This is a genomic window from Azospirillum palustre (assembly GCF_002573965.1).
In the GTDB taxonomy this organism is placed as follows: domain Bacteria; phylum Pseudomonadota; class Alphaproteobacteria; order Azospirillales; family Azospirillaceae; genus Azospirillum; species Azospirillum palustre.
The window spans coordinates 455,132-477,882 of record NZ_PDKW01000042.1; the positions used below are offsets into that span (position 1 = coordinate 455,132).

Annotated in this window: 20 protein-coding genes; 11 read left to right on the forward strand and 9 right to left on the reverse strand. The window is 68.2% G+C overall.

All coding sequences use genetic code 11. The annotated features are described in order from the left end of the window. The first annotated feature begins 37 nt into the window (after window positions 1-37). Genes CRT60_RS19660 through CRT60_RS19675 form a run of 4 tightly spaced genes read left to right on the forward strand, consistent with a single transcriptional unit; the run spans window position 38 to window position 5,522 of the window. A complete protein-coding gene (locus tag CRT60_RS19660; protein WP_098738227.1) occupies window positions 38-1,069 on the forward strand; it encodes a carbohydrate ABC transporter permease in 1,032 nt (343 codons plus the stop codon). Beyond that, on the forward strand, window positions 1,066-2,121 hold the full coding sequence (locus CRT60_RS19665) for a carbohydrate ABC transporter permease (protein ID WP_098738228.1): 1,056 nt from the start codon (window positions 1,066-1,068) through the stop codon (window positions 2,119-2,121). The genes CRT60_RS19660 and CRT60_RS19665 overlap by 4 nt, the downstream gene beginning before the upstream one ends. Then, window positions 2,122-3,165 (forward strand): ABC transporter ATP-binding protein, encoded by a 1,044-nt coding sequence (locus CRT60_RS19670; RefSeq protein WP_098738229.1) that lies wholly within the window; start codon window positions 2,122-2,124, stop codon window positions 3,163-3,165. It abuts the gene before it with no gap. Continuing rightward, the gene (locus CRT60_RS19675) at window positions 3,162-5,522 is read left to right on the forward strand and encodes a glycoside hydrolase family 31 protein (RefSeq protein WP_098738230.1); all 2,361 of its coding nucleotides are present in this window, start codon (window positions 3,162-3,164) and stop codon (window positions 5,520-5,522) included. Before CRT60_RS19670 ends, CRT60_RS19675 begins: the two co-directional genes overlap by 4 nt. A 29-nt stretch (window positions 5,523-5,551) precedes the next feature. Here the strand turns inward: CRT60_RS19675 and CRT60_RS19680 are convergent, their stop codons facing one another. Beyond that, entirely contained in the window at window positions 5,552-6,535 is a 984-nt protein-coding gene (locus CRT60_RS19680; RefSeq protein WP_098738231.1) for an MBL fold metallo-hydrolase, read from the reverse strand. A gap of 261 nt (window positions 6,536-6,796) precedes the next feature. Here CRT60_RS19680 and CRT60_RS19685 point away from each other — a divergent pair, with 261 nt between their 5' ends. The 3 genes from CRT60_RS19685 (at window position 6,797) to CRT60_RS19695 (ending at window position 9,078) form a co-directional block, all read left to right on the forward strand. After that, window positions 6,797-7,735, forward strand: a complete 939-nt coding sequence (locus CRT60_RS19685; protein WP_098738232.1) for a LysR family transcriptional regulator — start codon at window positions 6,797-6,799, stop codon at window positions 7,733-7,735. 159 nt (window positions 7,736-7,894) lie between these two features. Next, complete coding sequence (locus tag CRT60_RS19690; RefSeq protein ID WP_098738233.1) at window positions 7,895-8,236, forward strand: hypothetical protein; 342 nt, start codon at window positions 7,895-7,897, stop codon at window positions 8,234-8,236. Window positions 8,237-8,394: 158 nt separating this feature from the next. Continuing rightward, window positions 8,395-9,078, forward strand: coding sequence for a helix-turn-helix transcriptional regulator (locus CRT60_RS19695; protein ID WP_098738234.1), 684 nt, complete (start codon window positions 8,395-8,397; stop codon window positions 9,076-9,078). 58 nt (window positions 9,079-9,136) lie between these two features. Here CRT60_RS19695 and CRT60_RS19700 read toward each other — a convergent pair whose 3' ends face one another. After that, window positions 9,137-9,475, reverse strand: a complete 339-nt coding sequence (locus CRT60_RS19700; RefSeq protein ID WP_204562015.1) for a carboxymuconolactone decarboxylase family protein — start codon at window positions 9,473-9,475, stop codon at window positions 9,137-9,139. Between the two features lie 264 nt (window positions 9,476-9,739). Between CRT60_RS19700 and CRT60_RS19705 the strand changes: the two genes are divergently transcribed. Together CRT60_RS19705 and CRT60_RS19710 are read left to right on the forward strand one after the other, a co-directional pair. Then, on the forward strand, window positions 9,740-10,693 hold the full coding sequence (locus CRT60_RS19705; protein ID WP_098738235.1) for a GlxA family transcriptional regulator: 954 nt from the start codon (window positions 9,740-9,742) through the stop codon (window positions 10,691-10,693). A 174-nt stretch (window positions 10,694-10,867) separates the two neighbouring features. Beyond that, the gene (locus tag CRT60_RS19710; RefSeq protein WP_098738236.1) at window positions 10,868-11,626 is read left to right on the forward strand and encodes an SDR family oxidoreductase; all 759 of its coding nucleotides are present in this window, start codon (window positions 10,868-10,870) and stop codon (window positions 11,624-11,626) included. 91 nt (window positions 11,627-11,717) lie between these two features. Here CRT60_RS19710 and CRT60_RS19715 read toward each other — a convergent pair whose 3' ends face one another. From CRT60_RS19715 to CRT60_RS19725, 3 genes are all read right to left on the reverse strand, one after another. Further along, window positions 11,718-12,923 carry an MFS transporter gene (locus CRT60_RS19715; RefSeq protein WP_098738237.1) on the reverse strand — a complete coding sequence of 402 codons (1,206 nt, stop codon included), beginning with the start codon at window positions 12,921-12,923 and terminating at the stop codon, window positions 11,718-11,720. A gap of 180 nt (window positions 12,924-13,103) precedes the next feature. Continuing rightward, the gene (locus CRT60_RS19720) at window positions 13,104-15,401 is read right to left on the reverse strand and encodes a xanthine dehydrogenase family protein molybdopterin-binding subunit (protein ID WP_098738238.1); all 2,298 of its coding nucleotides are present in this window, start codon (window positions 15,399-15,401) and stop codon (window positions 13,104-13,106) included. Window positions 15,402-15,415: 14 nt separating this feature from the next. Beyond that, entirely contained in the window at window positions 15,416-15,862 is a 447-nt protein-coding gene (locus CRT60_RS19725) for a (2Fe-2S)-binding protein (RefSeq protein WP_098738239.1), read from the reverse strand. A gap of 252 nt (window positions 15,863-16,114) precedes the next feature. On the opposite strand from CRT60_RS19725, the gene CRT60_RS19730 reads away from it, so the two are divergent. Further along, window positions 16,115-17,353 carry a sensor histidine kinase gene (locus tag CRT60_RS19730; RefSeq protein WP_098738240.1) on the forward strand — a complete coding sequence of 413 codons (1,239 nt, stop codon included), beginning with the start codon at window positions 16,115-16,117 and terminating at the stop codon, window positions 17,351-17,353. Here the strand turns inward: CRT60_RS19730 and CRT60_RS19735 are convergent. From CRT60_RS19735 to CRT60_RS19745, 3 genes are all read right to left on the reverse strand, one after another. Continuing rightward, the gene (locus tag CRT60_RS19735; RefSeq protein ID WP_098738748.1) at window positions 17,335-18,000 is read right to left on the reverse strand and encodes a response regulator transcription factor; all 666 of its coding nucleotides are present in this window, start codon (window positions 17,998-18,000) and stop codon (window positions 17,335-17,337) included. The two genes, CRT60_RS19730 and CRT60_RS19735, sit on opposite strands and share 19 nt — an antisense overlap. 149 nt (window positions 18,001-18,149) lie before the next feature. Then, entirely contained in the window at window positions 18,150-18,533 is a 384-nt protein-coding gene (locus CRT60_RS19740; protein ID WP_098738241.1) for a response regulator transcription factor, read from the reverse strand. 147 nt (window positions 18,534-18,680) lie between these two features. Beyond that, window positions 18,681-19,709, reverse strand: coding sequence for an alpha/beta fold hydrolase (locus CRT60_RS19745; protein WP_425290413.1), 1,029 nt, complete (start codon window positions 19,707-19,709; stop codon window positions 18,681-18,683). 332 nt (window positions 19,710-20,041) lie between these two features. On the opposite strand from CRT60_RS19745, the gene CRT60_RS19750 reads away from it, so the two are divergent. Then, a complete protein-coding gene (locus tag CRT60_RS19750; protein ID WP_098738242.1) occupies window positions 20,042-21,367 on the forward strand; it encodes an MFS transporter in 1,326 nt (441 codons plus the stop codon). A gap of 63 nt (window positions 21,368-21,430) precedes the next feature. Here CRT60_RS19750 and CRT60_RS19755 read toward each other — a convergent pair whose 3' ends face one another. After that, the gene (locus CRT60_RS19755; protein ID WP_098738243.1) at window positions 21,431-22,747 is read right to left on the reverse strand and encodes an aspartate aminotransferase family protein; all 1,317 of its coding nucleotides are present in this window, start codon (window positions 22,745-22,747) and stop codon (window positions 21,431-21,433) included. Between the last annotated feature and the right edge of the window lie 4 nt (window positions 22,748-22,751).

Consider the following 22,751-nt stretch of genomic DNA (forward strand, 5'->3'; position numbering starts at 1 on the left):
GCCCCCAATTCCGGGCCCCAACCTTGGGCGGTGGACCATGACCGATACCATGAGAACGCACGGCGCCCCCGCGCGCGGTCCGTCCGCCGCCGCGGCTGCCGTCACCACGGGCAGCGCCAACGCCCTGATGCGGCTGACCGACCCGCCGATGCGGGCGGTCCAGCGCCTGATCGGCGCGGCGCGCATGCCCTATATCTTCCTGCTGCCGAACCTTCTCTTCTTCGGGCTGTTCGTCTTCCTGCCCATCGGGATCAACATCGTCTTCTCGGTGACGGGCGGGACGGGGCTGTTCCCGTCGGAGCGGCCCTATGTCGGGGCGGAGCATTACGCCCGACTGCTCGACTGCGGTTCCTATCTGGAGGCCGGAAGCTGCCGGGAGGATCTGTTCTGGCGCGGTGTGGGAAACACGCTGACCTTCACCGTCTTCCAGATGGTGGCGATGGTGCTGTTCTCGCTGATCACCGCGCTGGTGCTGAACCGCCCCATCCGCGGCCGCGGCTTCTTCCGGGCGGTCTATTTCTTCCCGGTCCTGCTGTCGCCGGTCGTCGTCGCCCTGATCTGGAAATGGATTTTGCAGCGTGACGGCCTGCTCAACGCGGTGCTGACCACGGCGGGCGGCGAGAAGATCCTGTTCTTCGTCGATCCCGGCTGGGCGATGTTCTGGGCGGTCTTCGTCTCGGTGTGGGCCCATATGGGCTTCTACACGCTGATCCTGCTGGCCGGCCTCCAGGCCATCCCGCGCGACGTCTACGAGGCCGCCGAGATGGACGGCACCCGCCCCTGGCGCGTCTTCCACCGCATCACGCTGCCGCTGCTCTGGCCCAACCTGCTGGTCGTGCTGGTGCTGGTGCTGATCCGCTCGGTGCAGGTGTTCGACGAGGTGTTCGTGCTGACCGGCGGAGGTCCCGGCACGGCGACGATGATGGTCGTCCAGTACATCTACACCACCGCCTTCGCGAATCAGGTGCAGAACTTCGGTCTGGCCGGCGCGGCGTCGGTGCTGCTGGGGGCCGTGCTGTTCGTCCTGACCCTGATCCAGCTTTTCCTGACCCGGCGGAGGGCATCATGACCGGAAAACTTCGCCGCCTGCTCCTGGCGCGGCGTGGTGGCGCCTCCTGGCATTGGACCGACGTCGCCAGCTACGCCTATCTGGCGCTGGGCGTGCTGCTGATGTTCGGGCCGGTGCTCTGGCTGGCGCTGTCGTCCTTCAAGACGCCGGCGGCCCTGCTGGAATTCCCGCCGTCGCTGCTGCCGATGGCGCAGAGCGAGGTGTCGGTTCCGGGCTATCCGCAGCCGCTGCCGCTGTTCCAAGTGACGATGGAGGACGGTTCGGTCCGCGAACTGGCGCAGGTCCGCCGCGTCGGCATCGTCGCCCAGATGGTCGATCCGGCGGCGCCCGGCCAGACCATCCGCGTGCCGGCCGACCGCCGGACGCCGGTGCGCCACATGGCGCTGGCGGTCGAGAACTACACCGACCCGCTGACCCAGTTCGATTTCCTGCGCTTCCTGCGCAACTCGCTGGTGGTGACGGTGGTGGCGACCATCATCACGCTGATCATCAACTCGATGGCCGCCTACGCGCTCTCCGTCTACGAGTTCCGCGGCAAGTCGGTGGCGATGCTGGGGGTGATCGGCACGCTGATGATCCCCATCACCATCATCCTGGCGCCGGTCTATCTGGTGGTCACCAAGCTGGGCTTCGTCGACTCGCTGTGGGCGGTGATCCTGCCGGGTGCGGCCACCCCGACCGGCGTCTTCCTGCTGCGCCAGTACATGCTGACCATCCCGCGCGACCTGATCGAGGCGGCGCGGATGGACAAGGCGTCGGAATGGCGCATCTACGCCCGCATCGTCATGCCGCTGTCGATGCCGGCGCTGGCGGTCCTGGCGATCTTCTCGGTCATGTGGCGCTGGAACGAGTTCCTGTGGCCGCTGGCCGTCCTGACCAAGACCGAGGTTCACACGCTGCCCATCGCGCTGAACGCCTTCCAGGGCGAGTTGCAGACGCAGTGGCATTATCTGCTCGCTATGACCGTGGTGACCCTGCTGCCGGTGGCGCTCGTCTTCGCCTTCCTGCAGCGCTTCATCACCAGCGGCATCGCGAATACGGGGATGAAATAAATGGCCGGACTGGAGCTTCGCGGCATCCGCAAGGACTATGGCAGCACCGCCGTCCTGAAGGGCATCGACCTCAGCATCGCCGACGGCGAGTTCGTGGTCTTCGTCGGCCCGTCGGGCTGCGGGAAATCGACGCTGCTGCGCGTCATCGCCGGGCTGGAGACGGTCACGGCGGGCGACATCAGCATCGACGGGGCGGAGGTGACGCGGACCGCCGCGTCGGACCGCGGGCTGGCGATGGTGTTCCAATCCTACGCGCTCTATCCGCACATGACCGTCCACCAGAACATGAGCTTCGCGCTCGAAAACATGGGGATCGCCAAGGCGGAGATCGCGGCACGGGTCGACCGCGCCGCCCGCATGCTGCGGCTGACCGACTATCTGCAACGCAGGCCTGCCGCCCTGTCGGGCGGCCAGCGCCAGCGCGTCGCCATCGGCCGCGCCATCGTGCGCGATCCCAAGATCTTCCTGTTCGACGAGCCGCTGTCCAATCTCGACGCCGAGCTGCGGGTGGCGACGCGCAAGGAGCTGGCCGCGCTCCATGCCGAGATCGGCGGGACGATGATCTACGTCACCCACGATCAGGTCGAGGCGATGACGCTGGCCGACCGCATCGTCGTGCTGAACGGCGGGCGGATCGAGCAGATCGGCACGCCGCTGGAGCTTTACAACCGTCCGGCCAACCTGTTCGTCGCCGGCTTCATCGGCTCGCCGCGGATGAACCTGCTGCCGACGGAGCTGGTGCGGGGCGAGGCAGCCGGCCCGGCAGCGACGCTGGGCATCCGGCCGGAACATGTCGAGCCCTGCCAGGAAGCCGACGCCGACCTGACCGTGCGGATCGACCTCGTCGAGCAGCTTGGCGGCGAGACCTTCCTCTACGCCACCGGTCCCAATGACATCCCGCTGACCATCCGCTGCGACGGCCAGAGCCGCCTTGTCCGCGGCGACCTGCTGCCGGTGCGGCTGCGCCGCGACCATCTCCACCGTTTCGACGCCGCGGGCCTCGCCTGCCGTTCCGAACCCCTTCCCGCCCGGAGTCCTTCATGAAGGCCCTGACCCGAGCCCGTTTCATTGGGCGCGACGGCATCTATGCCGTGTTCGAACTCGACCATGGCGTCGATCTGCGCATCGGTTTCGTCGAGGACGATGTCGGCCGCATCCTGATGCGGCGCGATGGGGGCTATCGCCTCGACCGCGGCTGGTCGGTGGCGCCCGGCAGGGCCGAGCCGTCCTATGAGGGCCGGGGCCGCGACGATCTGAGCGGTTTCGCCTGCCCAGCGGCGGATGTCGAGGAAGGCGAGGGCACGGTCACGCTGCGGGGGACGACGCTGCGCGCCGTCGTGACGCTGGAGCCCTTCGGCATCGCCTGGTACCGGGCCGGTGAAGACGCGCCCTTCATGCAGGATCGCCGCACCCAGGCCTATTTCGTCTCGCGCAAGACCCATGCCTTCTCGCATTACGTCGAGCGTGGCGGGGACGAGCGGCATTACGGGCTGGGCGACAAGGCCGGCCCGCTGGACCGCACCGGCCGCCGCTTCCGCGTCGATGCGGTCGATCCCTGCGGCTTCGATGCCGAACTGAGCGACCCGCTCTACAAGATGATTCCGTTCCTGCTGGTCGCCGGGCCGACGGGGACGGGGGCGCACGGGGTCTATTACGACAATCTCGCCACTGCCGAGATCGACCTCGGCGCCACCATCGACAATTACCACGGGCTGTTCCGCTCCTACCGCGCCGACGACGGCGACCTTGACGCCTATGTCTTCGCCGGCCCCGGCGTTCCGGATGTGGTGCGCGCCTTCTCGCGCCTGACCGGCGGCCATGCCTTCGGGCCGAAATGGACGCTGGGCTTCGCCACCACCTCGATGGCCATCGCCGACGCCGCCGATGCCGATGCCCGCATCGCCGATTTCGTCGACCGCTGCGCCGAGCATGCGATCCCCTGCGACAGTTTCCATTTCGGCTCCGGCTACACCATGATCGGCGGTCGGCGCTACGCCTTCCATTGGAACCACGACAAGTTCCCCGATCCGGCGGCGACGCTGGGCAAGCTGAACGCCGCCGGGCTGCACCCGGTCGCCAATCTGAAGCCTTGCCTGCTCGACGACCATCCCCGCCTGTCGGAGGTGACCGGGGTGGGCGGGCTGGTGAGCGACGGCGAGACCGGCAAGCCGGCGGTGGCGCAGTTCTGGGACGGGCTCGGCTACCATCTCGACTTCACCAACGCCAAGGCGCGCGACTGGTGGCGCAGCGGGATCGAGACGGCGCTGCTGACCCCCGGCATGGTGTCGGTGTGGAACGACAACAACGAGTACGAGATCTGGGACGAGGATGCCGTGGCGGCCGGCGACGGCCGTCCCTTCCCGCAGACGCTGGCGCGGCCGGCGCAGGCGCTGCTGATGACCAAGCTGGCCTACGACACGCAGGCCGCCTGGGCGCCGGACAAGCGGCCCTACACCATCACCCGCGGCGGCCCGGCCGGCCTGTGGCGCTACGGCCAGACCTGGTCGGGCGACAACGCCACCGCCTGGAAGACGCTGCGCTTCAACCTGACCCAGGGGCTCAACATGAGCCTGTCCGGCATGTTCGACATCGGGCATGACGTCGGCGGCTTCCATGGGCCTAGCCCCGGGCCGGAGTTGCTCTGCCGCTTCGTCGAGTTCTGCTCCTTCTGGCCGCGCTTCATGATGAACAGCTGGAACAGCGACGGCATCACGACGCTGCCCTGGATGCATCCGGAGGTCATCGACCCGATCCGCGAGGCGATCCGCCTGCGCTATCGCCTGATGCCCTATCTCTACACGCGGATGTGGCGGGCGGCGGAGGCGGACGAGCCGGTGGTGCGCCCGCTGTTCTACGATTTCCCCGACGATCCCGGCGCCGCGGCGACCGAGGACGCCTTCATGCTCGGCCCCGACCTGCTGGTGGCGCCGGTGCTGGAGCCGGGGGCGGACAGCCGGTCGGTCCGGCTACCGGAGAATCCCGGCGGTTGGTATCTCTTCCATGACGGCACGCACCATGCGGGCGGAGCCGTTGCGACGGTGGCGGCCCCGCTCGGCCGTGCGCCGCTGTTCGTGCGGGCCGGCGCCCTGCTGCCGCTGGCTGCCGCCGGACTGCGTGTCGATCCGGCGACGGACACGGAGCGCGAACTGGTCGCTTATGGCGATGTGGTGGGCGCCACGGCCCTGCTCTATGACGACAACGGCGACACCACCGGCTGGCGCGACGGCGCCGGGCTGGTGACCAGCGTCACCGCGCTGCGCGACGGCGACGCCATGGTGGTCTCCGCCAAGGCGACCGGCGGCTACCAGCCGGCATGGCGCAGCCTGCGCCTGCGCAGCGTGGGCGGACCGCAGCTGCGGCCCGGCACGGTCGAGGGGGCCGCGCTGACGCTGGAGGCCTGAGCCTCCGCTCCGCCGGCGCTGGGGAGCCCTTACTGCCGGTTGCGGTATTCCACCGGCACCCAGCGGTAAGCGTCGCCGTCGCGCCGCAGCCGGCCGAGGCCCGGGAAGCTTAGATGGGCAGCGGCGGTCAACTGACCGCTGTCGGCCTCCTCGGCGAAGCGGTCCCGGCGCTGGGCGCGGGCGGCATCCTGGTCGATGTCGAAGGCGACGGTGGCATCCGGATGCCGGAACTGCACCGGCCCGACATGGATGATGTCACCCCAGAACTCGATGGTCTCGCCCCGGCTCGTCACCCGGTAGAAGGCATGGCCGGGGGTATGGCCGGGGGTGGGGATCGCCGTGACTCCCGCCAGGATTTCCGCCTTTCCGGTGAAGGGCTTCACCTTGCCGGCCTTGAGGTAGGGGCCGACCGTGGCGACGGCCTCCTCATAGTGGCGGGGCTGCAATCCCTTGGCGACGTTGTCGCGGTTGAGGAAGAAATCGAGGTCAGGCTGGCCGACATGGACGGTGGCGTTCGCGAACACCATCCGCCCGTCCAGCGCCAGCCCGCCGGAATGATCGGTGTGGATGTGGGTGAGAAGGATGTCGGTCACCTGATCGGGGCGGTATCCGGCCGCGGCGAGGCTGAGCGGAAGCCTGCCGCCATAGGGGCCGAACAGCTGGCCGGCGCCGGTATCGACCAGCAGCACGCGTGAGCCGGTGTCGATCAGGAAAGCGTTGATGGAGGTTTCCAGCGGGTCGCGCTCGAACCGCTCGGCCAGCAGCGCGTCGATCCGGTCCGGCGGCAGTCCCTTCACCAGCGGCTTGATGCCGAGCGGCAGGGTGCCGTCGCTGAGTGCCGTGATGCGCAGGTCGCCGACGGTGAAGCGGTAGAGTCCGGCTTCAGACGGTTGGGCCGCCGGTTGGGGAATGGCTTGGGCGGCATTTTGGGCGGTGGCCGTGTCGGCGGCATGGCCCGTCGGGATGGCTGCGAACAGCAGGCCGGCGGCCAGCAGGAGGGTGTGCGGTTTCATTCTGCCTGTCCTTGGGAACGGTCCGGATGTCGGGTGCGGCGGCGATGGAGGTTGTCCGCCGCTGTGCATGCCCACCAGTTAGAGTCTGTCTGGTGCTTATTGAAGCACCAGACAGACTCTAAGCTTTTGGTTTTCCATGTGATTCACGGTTCAAGCGATTCCGCTTGAACCGATCACACTCTAGCGCCGGGCGGCGGGCTTGATTACCCGTCAAGCTCGGGCAACATTGTGCCGGAAACCGATCCAATCGCCGGGTGGCGGATGCAGGACCTGAACGACACCATCGCCTTCGTCAAGGTCGTGGAGGAGGGCAGCTTCACCAAGGCCGCCCGGCGGCTGCGGCTGCCCAAGACGACGCTGAGCCGCAAGGTGCGCGATCTCGAACAGCGGCTCGGCATCCAGCTTCTGCACCGGACCACCCGCCGCATCGGGCTGACGGAGGCGGGGATGGTGTATTTCGACCGCTGCCGCCGGATCGCCGAAGAGTTGGAGCAGGCGGAAAGCGCCGTTGCCCAGCTTCGCGACGCGCCGCGCGGCTGGCTGCGGATCACCACGCCACCATCCTTCGGAATGAAAGTCATCGCACCGCTGCTGCCCGACTTCCGCAGCCGCTATCCCGATGTCCGCATCGATCTGGTGCTGAGCCACGAGAATCTCGATCTGGTGGCGCGGGACATCGATCTGGCGATACGGATGGGAACGTTGCAGGACTCCAGCATGGCGGCCCGCAAGCTGGGCGTCCTGCACCGCCATGTCTATGCCGCACCGTCCTATTGTGCCGTTCATGGGCTGCCGGGCCATCCCGACGCGCTGATCCGCCATCTGACCCTGGCGAACATGACCGCCCGCCGTCCCTCGGGCTTCGCCTGGCGGCTGTTTCGCAGCGACGGGGGCCAGCCGGGGGAGGTGGATGCGGTCATCGACCCGGTGATGTCGGCCGACGATCCGGAGATGCTGGTCCCGACGCTGCTGGCCGGCGGCGGGCTGGTGCTCGCCACCGACTTCGCCATGCGATCCTACCGGTCGGCCGGTCAGGTGCAGCGGGTGCTCGACGGCTGGAAAGGATCGGATGTCGATCTGCACGCGGTTTTCCCCGGCGGACGGATCCAGCCGCCGAAGGTGCGGTCCTTTCTGGATTTCCTGGCGACACGCATCGATCTCGGGGACAGTGCCGACCGGGAGATTGAGGCCAAACGGTGAGCGGAATACCTGTCGTTCCGTTGCGTGCAACAGTCTTCTTCAACTTGCTCTGTTTATCACGATCAGGAGAACAGTTAGCGTCCTTGCATTGACCGGCACGACATTTCGTTCGCGGCCGGCCCGATCCCAATCTCTCCCCCGGATCAAAGGACGCGGGTCATGAGCCGATCCATCTCCCTCTGCGCCGCCGCCGGCGACACCCTGTCGACCTTGTCCTGCAAGCTGCAAAGCGCCGGCTGCTCCATCGTCCGCGGGGTGCTGGACCTGCTGATGCTTCCTTCGGGCTACCAGCGCCTTCTCGGATGGCTGGCCAGCCATCTGCTGTCGATTGCCGGACAGCTCGGCAACAACGCGTCGGACCTGATTCCTGCTTATCCGACGGCCTCCACCGCCTTTCCGGCCATCGTCGCCTGTGCGGTGCTCGTGGCGCTGGCGCCCCGCATGCCGACCGCCGCGAATTCGGCCATTTCGCTGCCGGGCCGCATGGCGGGGATGCGGTGAGGGACCGCCGAAGGACTGCCGGCCGGTCACCGAGGGGGACGACGTCCGGTCACCGGTTCACCGGCGGGGCGGTGCGGATCGATACCTGAGTATGGGTTTCGGCATGCCCGGACCTCCGGCACTGTCGCCGTCAAGGTGACCCCGTGCAGGAGAGCGATATGCATTCGGCTGCTTTCGAGACGCCGCAGCGTCGTCCGGCGCTGCCGGTTCCGGCCGCCATCGGACAGCAACCGGTCGGGCAGCAGGCGGACGGCGACGGCGACAGGCTGGCCGCAGCGGCGGACTGGCTGCTGCGGGCTGCGCACGACATGCTGGCGCCGGACCGGCAGTCGGTGGAGGATTGTCTGTCGCTGGCCCTGGCGCGGCTGCAAGGGTCGGACGGCGGTCGGGACCGCGCCGTTCTTGTGCCCGACGATGCCGGACGCGACGATACCGGCTTGGCGGCTGAAAGCGGGAAGTCCGGGCCGGCGAAGAGCGGGCTGGCGGCATGGCAGATGCGGCGGGTGACGGCTTATATCGACACCCATCTGGCCGGTTCCATCCGCAACCGCGATCTGGCGGCGGCGGCGAAGCTCAGCTGCGGCTATTTCTGCCAAAGCTTCAAGGACAGCTTCGGCTGCCCGCCGCACAGCTATATCCTGCGTCGGCGGGTCGAGCGGGCGAAGGAACTGCTGGAAACCAGCATCACGCCGCTGTCGCAGATCGCGCTCGACTGCGGTTTTTCCGACCAGTCGCATTTCTCGCGCATCTTCCGCCGCGCGACCGGCGAAGCGCCCCGCCTGTGGCGGCACAAGCACAGGATCGACGATGCCGATCGGGCCGACCGGATGGATGCCCGGTAACGCCAGGGGGCGGCGGTCCGGCGATCATGGACCGCCGCCCTCCGCCCTCTGCGGTGTGTCAGCCATGTGCGGCGTAGGCGTCCATCACGCGGGTGGAATAGACCAGCGCCGCCCCGGCATTCAGGGCGATGGCGACGCCCAGCGCCTCGGCGATCTCGTCCTGGGTGGCGCCATGCTTGATCGCCGCCTCGGTGTGGACGGCGATGCAGCCGTCGCAGCGGATGCTGACGGCGACGGCGAGCGCGATCAGTTCGCGCGTCTTGGCGCCCAGCAAATCCTTCTTCTGCCCGGCGGCGCTGAGCCCGGCATAGCCCCTGACCGTATCGGGGCTGAGCTTGGCGATTTCGCCGACACCGGTGAGAACCTGCTGACGGTATTCGTTCCAGTTGAGCATCATGGTCCATGTCTCCTGCGGTCGCCCGCCGCGCGGTGGCGGCTGCCGGCTTTGTCGGGTCACGCTATCCGCCGGAGGTGTGGCGATATAGAAGGATGCGCGCGCCTTTTGGACGGGGCTCAGGGCTCATATCCGGACGCCGCAATGTCCGGAATCGTCGGATCTTTGACATTCCAGACGAGCCGGCCGCCGCATAGTCTGGCTCCAGCCGCAGGCCATCGGGCCTGCCGGCTGCGGAACGGGACAAAGGTCGGGCCGGAGAAGAACATGCTCACCATCGGGTTCGTGGTGTTCGACGATTTCCAGGTGATGGGGATGGCCGCGCTGTCGGCGTTCGAGATGGCGAATCTCGTGCTCGGCCGCCCTGCCTACCGGGTCCATGTCCTGTCGGAGCAGGGTGGACCGGTGCGCAACTCGCTGGGCTTCGCCATCGACACCGCCGCGTTCGGCGAGGATTTCTTCGACACGACCGTCACCATCGGTTCGCTGCGGGTCAAGCCGAGCACGCCGGGGCTGCTGGCCTATCTGCGCGACGCCGCCGTCGCCTCGCGCCGGGTCGCCGGCATCTGCACCGGCGCCTATGTGCTGGCGGAGGCCGGGCTGCTCGACGGCCGCCGCGCCACCACCCATTGGAACCATGCCCGCAACCTCCAGCGCCTTTATCCGGCTGTGAAGGTGGAGGAGGACCGCATCTTCAGCGTCGACGGCAATGTCTGGACCTCGGCCGGGATGACTGCCGGGATCGACCTCGCCATGGCGCTGGTCGAGGACGATTTCGGGGCGGAGGTCGCCAAGGCGGTGGCGCGCAAGCTGGTGGTCTATCTGCGCCGGCCGGGCGGCCAGTCGCAATTCTCCGCCCTCCTGGATCTGGAACCGCGCTCCGACCGCGTCCGGCGGGCGCTGGTCCATGCCAAGGAAAATCTGAGGGACGAGCTGTCGGTGGAGGAGCTGGCGGCAGCGGCCAATCTCAGCCCGCGCCAGTTCAGCCGGCTGTTCCGCCAGGAAACCGGCCAGACCCCCGCCAAGGCGGTCGAGCATCTGCGGTTGGAGGCGGCGCGCGTGATGATGGAGGAAGGGCGCCATCCGATGGATGTCATCGCCCGCGAGACCGGCTTCGCCGACCGCGAGCGCATGCGCCGCGCCTTCCTGCGCGCCTACGGCCAGCCGCCGCAAATGATCCGCCGCGCCGTCGAAGCCGGCCGTGCTTCGGCGCTGGAGTAGGTCGCAGCCATGGTTCGCGCCTCTGCCGAGGCTATTAATACCTAGATATGGCTCCGCCCGCACGTCGGGTGCGGTAGCTTTTCACATCATCCAGCACAGATCTTCCCCGGGGAGTACTTCCATTCCCCGAATGCCTTCACTTGCCCACTTTCAAACACGGACGGACATCAGGCCATGCAACTCACCGGAAACACCATCTTCATCACGGGTTCGACCTCCGGCATCGGCCGCGGTCTGGCCGAGGCGTTCCACAAGCTGGGCAACCAGGTCATCATCGCCGGCCGGCGCAAGGCCCTGCTGGACGAGGTGACCGCCGCCAACCCCGGCATGACGGGCATCGAACTGGACATCGCCGACCCGGTCAGCATCCAGGCCGCGGCCGAGCGGCTGGTTGCCGAGAATCCGACGCTGAACGTCCTGATCAACAATGCCGGCATCATGCCGTTCGACGACGCCTCCGGTGCCATCGACGACGCGCAGGCGCAGTCGATCATCGCCACCAACCTGCTCGGGCCCATCCGCATGACCTCGGCGCTGATCGAGCATCTGAAGGCGCAGCAGCGCTCGGTGATCGTCAACAACACCTCGGTGCTCGCCTACACGCCGCTGGCCACCACCGCGGTCTATTCCGCCACCAAGGCGGCGCTGCACAGCTACACGCTGTCCCAGCGCTTCATGCTGCGCAACACCAGCGTCACCGTGCAGGAAATCGCGCCGCCCTGGGTCAACACCGACCTGATCAAGAAGGGCGACGATCCGCGCGCCATGCCGCTGGACGCCTTCATCGAACAGACGATGGCGGCGCTGGGCACCGACGCCGAGGAGGCCATCGTCGAGAGCGCCCGCCCGATGCGCGACAATGCCGGCCCGAACGAGCATGCGCTGGTCATGGGCTTCAACAGCTACATCGCCGAGAACCCCATCCCGGTTTGATCGGCCCGGTTTGATCGGCCCAATCTGATCGGACATGACGCAGAAAAGGCCGCCGGGTTTTCGTCCGGCGGCCTTTTCTATTGAGGCGATGTCATTGGGCCGGGGCGTCGGCCATCCGCGGCGCTTTTGCCGGGGCGAACTCCAGCAGGCAGGCCAAGGTGACGCAGAGGGCGCCGACCCAACCCAGTTCCCGCACGCTGGCGACGCTCAGCACCAACGAGCCGAGCGCCGCGCCAACCGAGAAGCCGAAATAGTGGAAGGAAGCGTTGACCGACAGGATGACCGGCGCGTGCTTCGGTCCGGTGATGCCGATCAGCCGGGCCTGCTGGCCGGGATAGAAGGCCCAGGCGGAAAAGCCCCAGAGGACGATGCCGGCGAAGGCGGGGACCAGCGTCAGGGCCGGCGGCAGCAGCTCCGCCGTCAGCGACAGGCTCGCCAGGGCCAGGACGATCAGCGGCAGGGTCAGTCCGACGATGCGGGCACCGCCCAGCCGGTCGGTCAGCCGTCCGCCGACCGTCAGCCCGATGAAAGCCGACAGGCCCCAGGCGAACAGGGCGAAGCCGACCGCGGCACCCTCCAGCCCGGTCACCCGTTGCAGGTAGGAGGCGATGTAGGGATAGACGGTGAAGGGCCCCATCGCCCACAGGGTGGTCACCGCCAGCGGCCGGCGCACCGCCGGATTGGCAAGCGCCCCCAGCCGCTCGCGCAGCCCGACCACCGGTGCGGCGGAGCCGATGGCCCGTGGCAGTCCGACCAGCAGTCCGGCCGCCGCCGCGACCGACAGGATGGCGACCCCGGCGAAGGTCATGCGCCAGCCCAGCGTATGGCCGACGACGGCGCCCAGCGGCACGCCGAAGACGATGGCGAGGCTGAGGCCGCTCGTCACGATGGACAGGGCGCGTCCCCGCTCCGACGGCGGCACCAGCATGCCGGCCAGCGCATTGGCGTTCGGGACGAACAGCCCGGCCGCCATGGCGAGCAGGACACGGGCCGCCATCAGCCCGCCATAGCTGCCGGCGACCGCCGCCACGATGTTGGCGGCGACGAAGGCGAGCATGGTGGCGATCAGCAGAAGGCGGCGGCTGACGGCTCCGGTCAGGACGGTCAGCACCGGCGAGCTGGCGGCATAGGTCAACGCGAAGACGGACACCAGCTGGCCCGCCGCCTGCTCGCTGACCGACAGGTCGGCGGCGATGTCCGGCAGGATCGCCGCGATCATGAAACTCTCGGTCCCGACGGCGAAGGACCCGAGCGCCAGCCAATAGAGCGGCGCCCTGCTATGAAGGGTGGGTGCCATGGAAGCTTTCCTGTGCGGGGCCAGTCCGGGCGGCACCGGTCGCGGGGCGTTTGCGCCCCGTCCATCGACCGGCGGCGGACATTGGCGGATGTCGCAAGTCTAGGACGGGTGCCCGACGGCGTGAATGTCATGGAAACGACGTTTCCAGACATTCACGCCATGCGGAGAGGCTTCCGATCCTCAGACGCCGATCCTGGTCTTCGCCAGCGGCAGGCTGCGGATGTGACGGCCGGTCAGGGCCGCCACCGCATTGACCACCGCCGGGGGAACGCCGGGCAGGCCCGGTTCGCCGACGCCGCCCATCGGGGCGCCGCTCTCGACGATCTCCACATGCACCGCCGGCATGGAGCGGCGCGACAGGATCGGGTAATCGTCGAAATTGTGCGACTGGCGCACGCCGTCCTTGTAGACCAGCTCTTCGAACAGCGTGGCCGACAGGCCGAGCGCCACCGCCGATTCCACCTGCGATTTCACGATGGCCGGATTGACGATGCTGCCGGGATCGAAGGCGACCCAGATATTGTGGACCTGCGTCTCGCCGCCCTGGACGGAGACCTCGGCGATGGTCGCGGTCTCCGATCCGAAGGGGGAGGCCATGGAGACACCGCGGGCGCGGCGGGTGCCGTTCACCTCATAGGGGCCGCGCTTCCAGCCGCCGGACATCGCCGCCACGGTTTCCAGCAGCTTGGCATGACGCGGTTTGTCCTTCAGCAGTTCCATCCGCAGGGCGAAGGGATCCTGGCCGCCGGCATCGGCGATCTCGTCGAGGAACCCTTCATAGAAGAAGTCGTTCATCGAGTGGCCGACGGAGCGCCAGAAGGCGATGGTCACGGGGTGGGGGAACTTGACGTATTCCATCCGCCGGTTGGGAATGGCGTAGGGCTTTTCCGTGATGCCCTCCACCGCCGAACTGTCGACGGGGTCCTTGAAGACCGCGCCGAACCAGCGGCCGAGCGGCCCTTCGCCCACCGTGCGCGCCTGGATCGCGGTGGGGCGGCCGTCAGCGCCGAGGGCGGCGCGGAAACGGCTGTGGCTGAGCGGGCGCAAGGCGTCCATGCGGAACTCCTCCTCGCGCGACCACAGCATTTTCACCGGCCGCCCGGTGGCCTTCGCCAGCTGGATCGCCTGGAGGAAGGGGTTGGCGCTGCCGTAGAGGAAATGCCTGCCGAAGAAGCCGCCCAGCATCGGCGAATGCAGGATGACCTTCTCCGGCGCCAGCCCGGCGGCCTGGGCGGCGACCGACTGGAACAGCTCCGGCATCTGGTTGGGCGCCCACAGCTCCAGCGTGCCGTCCGGGTTGAAGCGCGCCATGGAGGATGGCGGCTCCAGCTGGCCGTGGACCAGATAGGGGGCGTCGTATTCGGCTTCGATCACCTTGGCGCCATTGGCGGCGGCCTTGGCGAAGGCGGCGGCGACGTCGCCCTCGGATTCCGCCGGAAGGCCGGCTCCGCTGGAGGATTTCAGCGCCGCCAGCATCCCGTCCGACGCGTAATCGGTGGCCACCGTGTCCAGGCCGGTCGCGGCCGGGGCCGTCCAGGCCACCGACAGCGTCTCCATTGCCTTGCGGGCGCGCCACCAGCTGTCGGCGGCGACCGCCACCGCACCCGGCAATTTGTGGACGGAATGCACGCCGGGCATCGCCGCCACCGCGGCCTCGTTGGCGATGGATTGGACGGTCGTGCCCTGGTTCGGCGCATGCTGGACGGCGGCGTAGAGCATGCCCTCCAGTTTCTGGTCGATGGCGTAGACAGCCTTGCCGGTCGATTTCGCCCGCACGTCCAGCCGCGCCACCGGCTGGCGGATGTAGCGGAAGCTGGCCGGATCGCGCAGGGCCACGTCGTCGCGCGGCGGCAGGGCGAGCGCGACGGGGGCAAGCTCGCCATAAGACAGACGCTTGCCGCTCGCCGCATGGAGGACGACGCCGTCCTCCGTCGTCAGGCTCTCCGGCTTGACCTTCAGTTTCGCCGCGGCGGCGCGGATCATCATGTCGCGGGCGGTGGCGCCCAGCCGGCGCATCAGCGGATAGCTGGACCGGGTGGAGAAGCTGCCGCCGGTCATCCGCAATCCGTTGATGACGGCGTAATCCGGCCCCGGCGGGGCGCAGTCCACGGTGAAGCGGGCCGGGTTGACGTCCAGCTCCTCGCCGACGATCTGGGCGAGGCCGGTGTTGATGCCCTGGCCGCCCTCCACGAAGGGGCTGAGCAGGGTGACGCCATTGTCCTTGCCGATGACGAGGAAGGCCGGAATGCGGGAGCCCGGCTTGACCGCGGCGGCGGCAGCAGCTGTCTGGGCGCGGACCGGCATCGGCGGCAGCAGGGCGCCCAGCACCAGGGCGCTGGCGCCGAAGCCGAGGAAGGCGCGGCGCGACAGGTTGGAGACGCCGTCCGGCGTCATCAGCGCGACGGCGGACCGCGCCTCGCTCCGGAGGTCGAGCGGGTCTTTCAGCGTGATCGGGGCGGCGGTGAGCAGGCGGTCCATGATGCGTGCTCCTTTCAGCCGGCGGCCTGGCGGATGGCGGCGGCGACGCGGTTGTAGGTTCCGCAGCGGCACAGGTTGGTCATGGCGTCGGCGATGTCGCCGTCGCTCGGCTGCGGCGTCTGCTTCAGCAGGGCGGTCGCCGCCATCACCTGTCCCGACTGGCAGTAGCCGCATTGCGGAACCTGCGCGGCGACCCAGGCCTCCACCACCTTGCGGCCGACGGGGTCCTCCTCGATGGCGTCGATGGTGCGGATGTCGGCGTTGCCGACGCTGTCCACCGGCACCTGGCAGGAGCGGGTGGCGGTGCCGTCGATCATCACCGTGCAGGCGCCGCACTGGGCGATGCCGCAGCCGTACTTCGTCCCGGTCAGCCCCAGCGTGTCGCGAAGGACCCAGAGCAGCGGCGTGTCGTCCTCGACCGCCACCTGATAGGCGCGGCCATTGACATGGAGGGTGGTCATGGCGGTCTCCGTCGCGGAGTTGGTTTTGGGGGAGTCTGCTGGCTCCCATTGTTGCCCGCCGTCCGCCGGTCTCGTATCCATCCCTAGGTATTAAAGGCGCCGAACCGTCCGAAGACTGAAAGACCGGAAACTGCCCGAAGCCGACAATCGGGACAAATTTGCAGTCCTTCCAAGAGTTTCCTATAGATGGCGAAGGGCAGGCGAGGGCGGCGGGCCATCGATCTGTACGGCAGTGGGGAAGGGTTGCGAGCGATGGACCTTCGGCATGCGGACCTGTTCGAGATCTCGCCCATTTCGATCCTGTGCGAAGACTGGTCGGGAGTGAAGCAGGCCGTCGACGAGGTGATCGCCGGCGGCGTGACGGATTTCGACCGCTTTCTGGAGGACAACCCGCAATTCTTCTTCGACGTGCGGCGGTTCCACCGGATCCTCGACGCCAACCGCTCGGCGCTCGACCTGCTGGGATTCCGCGACAAGGACAGTTTCCTGCGGGAATCGCGGGTCCGGCTGCCGGCCAATCCCGCCAGCAACGCCCAGGTCTTCCGGGCGATGGTGCGCGGCGACGGCGTCTGCCAGGGCGAGCGGGTGCTGAATACCAAGGACGGCCGTGTCGTCCCCATCCTGTGGCGGGCGAGCCTGCCGGCCGGGCCAGCCGCCCCGGAAGCCTACAGCCGTCTCTATTTCTTCGCCGTCGACATCAGCGAGTTGAAGCGGGTGCAGGAGGCGCTGATGGCGTCCCAGGCCAATCTCAGCCATGCCGGGCGGCTGTCGCTGGTGGGGGAGCTGGCGGCGTCGCTGACCCACGAGGTGTCGCAGCCGCTGGTGTCCATCGCCAGCCATGCCGCGGCGGCGACCCGCTGGCTGTCGCGCGAGCCCCCCAACCTGGACGAGGTGGCCACCAGCCTGAAGCGCATCACCGCCAGCACGCAGCATGCGGTGCGGATCGTCGGCAAGATGCGGTCCTTCGCGCGCCGGGGCGAACTGGTCACCGAACCGATGAAGCCGTACGACTGCATCGCCGACGCGGTGACGCTGGTGGAGCACGAGGCCTATCGCCAGAAAACCAGGATCGCGGTCGATGTCCCGCCGCATCTGCCGGCCATCGTCGGCGACCGCACGCAGATCCAGCAGGTGATCGTCAACATCGCCTACAACGCCATACAGGCAATGCAGGGCCAGGCAATGCAGGGGGCGAAATCGGCGGAACGCCGCATCACCATCGCCGCCACGGCGGGAGACGGGGAGGCGGTGACCTTCACCATCGCCGACACCGGTCCCGGCATCCCGGACGGTCTGCTGGCGCGGATCTTCGAACCCTTCTTCTCGACCAAGGAGGAGGGCATGGGGCTCGGGCTGTCGATCTGCAAGACCATCGTGGAGGATCATGGCGGCAAGCTGTGGGCGGCCAACCACGGGCAGGGCGCCAGCCTGTCCTTCTCGCTGCCGCTTGCTCAATCCCTGGCCGCGCCGGCTCAGCCCGCCACGCTGTAGCGGGTGACGGTGCGTTCGCGCACGCCCAGGATTTCCGCCATCCGCACGAGGTCGGCCAGCGACTGGGCGTGCATCTTGCGCATCAGGTTGCCGCGGTGGATCTTCACCGTGACCTCGCTGAGTTCCAGCTTCGCCGCCACCTGCTTGTTCATCAGCCCGGCGGTGACCAGGGCCATCACGTCGCGTTCGCGCGGCGTCAGCTTGCCATAGAGGCCGCGCACCGCGTCGTCCTCGCCGCGTTCGGAGCGCCGGCGGCGATCCAGCGCCACCGCTTCGCCGACCGCCTGCAACACCTCGTCCTCGGTGAAGGGCTTGGTCAGGAAATCGACCGCGCCGGCCTTCATGGCGCGCACCGTCATCGGGATGTCGCCCTGACCGGTCATCAGCACCACCGGCACGAAGATGGCGCGGTCGTGCAGCGCCTGCTGCACCTCCAACCCGTCGGCGCCGTCCAGATAGACATCCAGCAACAGGCAGGCGGCGCCGGCAGCCTCCGCCGAGGCGAGGAACTCCTCCGGCGACGCGAAGGCCAGCACCCGGTGGTCGGTGGAGCGCAGCAGGCTTTCCATCGCGATGCGCACCTCCGCATCGTCGTCGACGATGCAGACCAGAGCGGAACCGCCACCGGCCATGGGCATTTCCGCCATGGTTCCCTCCATCCCGTTCCCATGCCGCCGATGCGGCCGACCCGCCACGCCATGGTAGCCGGGAGGTTCCCCGGCGGCAAAGCCGGCGAGGTCGTACCTCCCGATGGATGAACCGCTGCGCTGGCCTGGGTTGGTCATCGGTCTGCCGGTCATGGTTCGGGATCCCCGTGATTCTTCCGGAGGGCGTCTTCGATGAGGAGGAGCAGGTTTTCCGGGTCGAGCGGCTTGGTGACGAAGGCGACCGCGCCCTGGGCCAGCGAGCGGCTGCGGGCGGCCGGCGTGGCGAAGGCGGTCATCACGATCACCGGGTCGCGGCGCCCCAGCCGCAGCAGAACCATTTGCAGGCTGAAGCCGTCCATCCCCGTCAGATTCAGGTCGGTGATCAGGCAGCCCACCGGCCCCTTGTAGGCGATGAACTCTTCCGCGGAGGAGAAGGTGCGGACCCGCATGCCGACGGAGCGCAGGAAGTTGTCCAGGCTTTCGCGGATGCCTTCATCGTCGTCGACGACACAGATGGTGGGACCACTCAGCACAACATCGCTCTCCAGCCGCGGTAAGGCTCGCCGGCATTCCCCGGTCGCGGGCCTTCCATTTCCAACAACCGGAGCAGGATGCGCCATTCATACCTGCGTATAGGTTGCCCCCGCAGCGCCGGCCTGGCCCTGCGGGGGCACGCGGGATCAGGCTTTGAAGAAGGCCAGCAGGTCGGCGTTGATCGTTTCCGCATGGGTGGTCGCCATGCCGTGCGGGAAGCCCTTGTAGACCTTCAGGGTGCCCTTCGGCAGCAGCTTGGACGACAGCAGGGCGGAATCGGCGATCGGCACGATCTGGTCGTCGTCGCCGTGCATCACCAGGACCGGAATGTCGATCTTCTTCAGATCCTCGGTGAAGTCGGTCTCGGAGAAGGCCTTGATGCAGTCGTAATGGGCCTTGGTCCCGCCCATCATGCCCTGCCGCCACCAGTTGTCGATGACGCCCTGCGACACCTTGGCGCCGTCACGGTTGAAGCCGTAGAAGGGGCCGGAGGGGATGTCGCGGAAGAACTGGGCGCGGTTGGCGGCGAGCGCTGCGCGGAAGCCGTCGAACACCTCCAGCGGCAGGCCGCCGGGATTGGCCTCCGTCTTGACCATGATCGGGGGAACGGCGCCCAGCAGCGCCGCCTTGCCGGCGCGCGAGGTGCCGTGGCGGCCCAGATAGCGCGCCACCTCGCCGCCGCCGGTCGAATGGCCGACATGGAAGACGGTCTTCAGCCCCAGCCCGGCAACGACGGCCAGCACGTCGTCGGCGTAGGTGTTCATCTCGTTGCCGGTCGCCGTCTGGGTCGAGCGGCCATGGCCGCGCCGGTCATGGGCGACGACGCGGTAGCCGTGGTTCAGGAAGAACAGCATCTGGGCGTCCCAGTCGTCGGCGCTGAGCGGCCAGCCATGGTGGAACATGACGGTCTGGGCGTCGCGCGGTCCCCAATCCTTGTAATAGATCGAGGCGCCGTCCTTGGCGGTGACGAACCCGTCTTCGGTCTTGCCGTTGGTCATCGTCCGTTTCCCTTCGCTCTTCTGGGCCGCAGCGTCTCCGGCATGGCGACGTTCGGCCGCGTTGGCATCGGCGGCCCCGATCACGGTTGCGCCGGCGACCGCAGCACCAGCGGCAGCCGCGCCGACGATCAGGCTGCGGCGGGTGGCGCCCGGCGCCAGGAGTTCTTCGGATGGCATCGTGATGTTCCCTGTCAGTGCGTTGGTGATCGGCCGGCCTGGATCCGGCCGCTTGGCGCCGCGGAACGCCGATGCCTCGCATTGGTCCCTGAATTAAGCGCTTTTCAAAGCTATCCCTAGGTATTAAGAAGTTAGCTAAGGAAATATTCGGAACTGAACAGGGGTTGATCGGGATATTTCATGTCTCTGTTTGCGCGAATGCTGCAAATTGGGACATGTCTCTCCCCTGTCCGATAGCCTGAACGTGCGGCCTTTCTTCGCTCGTGCAATCTAATTGATCGAATTCTTATGAAAGCCTTCGGGTTTTTCTGGACGGTGGAAGGAGAACGCCCATGGCATCGCCGAACGTCGCCGGTGACCCGTCACCGGTATCGCCGCCACCGTCGCGCCGGACCACCATCCTGGCGCTGTCGGTCGGCAATGCGATGGAGCTTTATGATTTCACCCTCTACAGCTTCTTTGCGCTGACCATCGGGAAGCTGTTCTTCCCGGTTCAGTCGGCGTTCGGGCCGCTGATGCTGGCGTTGCTGACCTTCGGCATCGGCTTCGTCGTGCGGCCGCTGGGCGGCATCCTCATCGGCGGCTATGCCGACCGGGTCGGGCGCAAGCCGGCGCTGGTGCTGACCATCTCCCTGATGGCGCTCGGCACCCTGCTGATCGGGCTTTGCCCGACCCATGCGCAGATCGGTGCGGCGGCTCCGGCGATCATCGTCGTCGGCCGCATGCTGCAGGGATTTTCGGCCGGCGGCGAGATCGGCGTGGCGACGACCATGCTGATGGAACTGGGCCCCCCCGCCGGACGCGGCCTGCGCGTCGGTTGGCAGATGGCGAGCCAGGGGGCGGCGGCCCTGATGGGGGCGCTCAGCGGCTATCTGCTCTCGCTTTGCCTGCCGGCCGACGCGCTGGAGGCCTGGGGCTGGCGTCTTCCCTTCCTGGCCGGGCTGCTGATCGTGCCGGTCGGCCTTTACCTGCGCCGCCTGCTGCCGGAAACCGCGCGTCCCCATCGCGGCGGCCGGGCCGGGCTGGCAGAGCTGCTGTCCGGCCATCGGACGACGCTGGTGCTGGGCGTGATGATGATCATGGGCGGCACCGCCTCGACCTACGTCAACATCTTCTACATGCCGACCTACCTGATCAAGGTGGTCGGCCTGCCGGCCCACACGGCCTTCCTGACGGGCTGCATCGCCGGGGCGACCATGCTGGCGGTGGCGCCGCTTGCCGGGCTGCTGTCGGACCGGCTGGGCCGCCGCCGTCCCTTCGTCGTCGCGACCGCGCTGGCGAGCGCGCTGTTGACCTATCCCGCCTTTTGGATGCTGTCCGGCATCGCCAGCGTGCCGGCGACGCTCGTGGTGGTGGGGCTGCTGATCGCCGCCAACGGCTTCGGCGCCGGATCCTGCCTGCTTCTGCTGCTGGAGAGCTTTCCGTCCCATGTCAGGGCGACCGGCCTGTCCCTTGTCTACAGCGTCGGGGTTTCGGTCTTCGGCGGCTTCGCCCAGTTCGTCGTCACCTGGCTGATCAGCATCACCGGCGATCCCATTTCGCCGGCCTGGTATGTCTCGGCCTGTGCGCTCGCCACGCTCATCGGCGTGTCCCGGCTGCCGGTGGCAAGGCCCTCGCGGGTTCTGCCCTCGATGTGCCGGTCGACTTTCCCGGGGTGAAGCTCTCCCGCCGCAGCTGATAGATGGGATGCGGCCGGAACGACGACGTTCCGGCCGCGTCCGTCACAGCGCCGCCAGCACCTCGTCGAGCGTGCTCAGGAACAGGGTGGCGTCGTCGGCCGAGAAGACCAGCGGCGGGCGGATCTTCAGGATGTGCCCTTCCTGGCCGGTGGCGCTGATCAGCACCCGGCGCCGGCGCATGCCGTTGACCACGCGGGCGGTTTCCTCCGGCGCCGGGGTCTTCGCCTTGCGGTCGCGCACCATCTCGACGCCGATGAACAGTCCGCTGCCGCGCACGTCGCCGATCAGGTCATGCTTGCCGGCAAGCGCGCGGATGCCGTCGATCATCTGCGTGCCGACGGTCAGGGCGTTCTCCTGCAGGCGTTCCGTCTTGATGACGCGCAGCACGGCGTGCGCCACGGCGCAGGACACCGGGTTGCCGCCGAACGTGTTGAAATAGCGCTGGCTGCGGCCGAACGCCTCGATCACCTCGGGCCGGAAGATGGCGCCGGCCACCGGGTGGCCGTTGCCCATCGGCTTGCCGACCGTCACGATGTCGGGCACCAGCCCGTGGCGCGCGAAGCCCCACATGTGGGTGCCGAGCCGGCCGAAGCCGGGCTGCACCTCGTCGGCGATGAAGATGCCGCCGGCCTTGCGCATGACCTCGACCGCCGGGGCCAGGAAGCCGGCCGGATCGGTGAAGACGCCGCTGCTGGAGAAGATGGTGTCGACCAGCAGCGCCGCCGGGGCGATGCCCTTCTCGCGCAGGTCGGCGATGGCCTCCTCGACGGACCGGGCGAAGGCGGCACCGACCTCCGCGTCCGGGATGCGGTAGCTGTCGGGCGACGGCACGACGCGGACATGGTCGCCCAGCTTCACCGCGGCGCCCAGCGAGGGCGACATCTCCGCCAGCGCCGAGGTGACGCCGTGATAGGCGTTGTGGGCGATGACGACGCCGGTGCCGCCGGTGTGGACGCGGGCGACGCGCAGGGCCAGATCGTTCGCCTCGCTGCCGGTGCAGGTCAGCATCAGGTGCGACAGCTCCGCCGGGAATTCCGCCAGGAAGGCTTCGGCGAAATCGAGGATGCCGTCGGTGAGGTAGCGCGTGTGGGTGTTCAGCACCGCCGCCTGCTTCGCCATCGCCTCCACCACCTCGGGCCGCGAATGGCCGACCGAGGCGACGTTGTTGTAGGCGTCGAGATAGCGGTTGCCGTCGGCGTCGTAGAGGGAGGAACCCTCGCCGCGCACGACATGGATCGGATCGGCGTAGAACAGGCGGTAGGCCGGGCCGAGCAGCTTTTCGCGGCGGGCGATCAGGGCGCGCTCGCGCTCCGGCAGGGAACCGGCGGCGTCGGGGGCGTAGGCGTTGATCATGGTCATGGCG

What these genes read in the sequence shown, in the direction of transcription:
- CRT60_RS19660 (WP_098738227.1), top strand. Translation starts at nt 38, where the DNA reads ATGACCGATACCATGAGAACGCACGGCGCCCCCGCGCGCGGTCCGTCC.
- CRT60_RS19665 (WP_098738228.1), top strand. Translation starts at nt 1,066, where the DNA reads ATGACCGGAAAACTTCGCCGCCTGCTCCTGGCGCGGCGTGGTGGCGCC.
- CRT60_RS19670 (WP_098738229.1), top strand. Translation starts at nt 2,122, where the DNA reads ATGGCCGGACTGGAGCTTCGCGGCATCCGCAAGGACTATGGCAGCACC.
- CRT60_RS19675 (WP_098738230.1), top strand. Translation starts at nt 3,162, where the DNA reads ATGAAGGCCCTGACCCGAGCCCGTTTCATTGGGCGCGACGGCATCTAT.
- CRT60_RS19680 (WP_098738231.1), bottom strand. Translation starts at nt 6,535, where the DNA reads ATGAAACCGCACACCCTCCTGCTGGCCGCCGGCCTGCTGTTCGCAGCC.
- CRT60_RS19685 (WP_098738232.1), top strand. Translation starts at nt 6,797, where the DNA reads ATGCAGGACCTGAACGACACCATCGCCTTCGTCAAGGTCGTGGAGGAG.
- CRT60_RS19690 (WP_098738233.1), top strand. Translation starts at nt 7,895, where the DNA reads ATGAGCCGATCCATCTCCCTCTGCGCCGCCGCCGGCGACACCCTGTCG.
- CRT60_RS19695 (WP_098738234.1), top strand. Translation starts at nt 8,395, where the DNA reads ATGCATTCGGCTGCTTTCGAGACGCCGCAGCGTCGTCCGGCGCTGCCG.
- CRT60_RS19700 (WP_204562015.1), bottom strand. Translation starts at nt 9,475, where the DNA reads ATGATGCTCAACTGGAACGAATACCGTCAGCAGGTTCTCACCGGTGTC.
- CRT60_RS19705 (WP_098738235.1), top strand. Translation starts at nt 9,740, where the DNA reads ATGCTCACCATCGGGTTCGTGGTGTTCGACGATTTCCAGGTGATGGGG.
- CRT60_RS19710 (WP_098738236.1), top strand. Translation starts at nt 10,868, where the DNA reads ATGCAACTCACCGGAAACACCATCTTCATCACGGGTTCGACCTCCGGC.
- CRT60_RS19715 (WP_098738237.1), bottom strand. Translation starts at nt 12,923, where the DNA reads ATGGCACCCACCCTTCATAGCAGGGCGCCGCTCTATTGGCTGGCGCTC.
- CRT60_RS19720 (WP_098738238.1), bottom strand. Translation starts at nt 15,401, where the DNA reads ATGGACCGCCTGCTCACCGCCGCCCCGATCACGCTGAAAGACCCGCTC.
- CRT60_RS19725 (WP_098738239.1), bottom strand. Translation starts at nt 15,862, where the DNA reads ATGACCACCCTCCATGTCAATGGCCGCGCCTATCAGGTGGCGGTCGAG.
- CRT60_RS19730 (WP_098738240.1), top strand. Translation starts at nt 16,115, where the DNA reads ATGGACCTTCGGCATGCGGACCTGTTCGAGATCTCGCCCATTTCGATC.
- CRT60_RS19735 (WP_098738748.1), bottom strand. Translation starts at nt 18,000, where the DNA reads ATGGCGGAAATGCCCATGGCCGGTGGCGGTTCCGCTCTGGTCTGCATC.
- CRT60_RS19745 (WP_425290413.1), bottom strand. Translation starts at nt 19,709, where the DNA reads ATGCCATCCGAAGAACTCCTGGCGCCGGGCGCCACCCGCCGCAGCCTG.
- CRT60_RS19750 (WP_098738242.1), top strand. Translation starts at nt 20,042, where the DNA reads ATGGCATCGCCGAACGTCGCCGGTGACCCGTCACCGGTATCGCCGCCA.
- CRT60_RS19755 (WP_098738243.1), bottom strand. Translation starts at nt 22,747, where the DNA reads ATGACCATGATCAACGCCTACGCCCCCGACGCCGCCGGTTCCCTGCCG.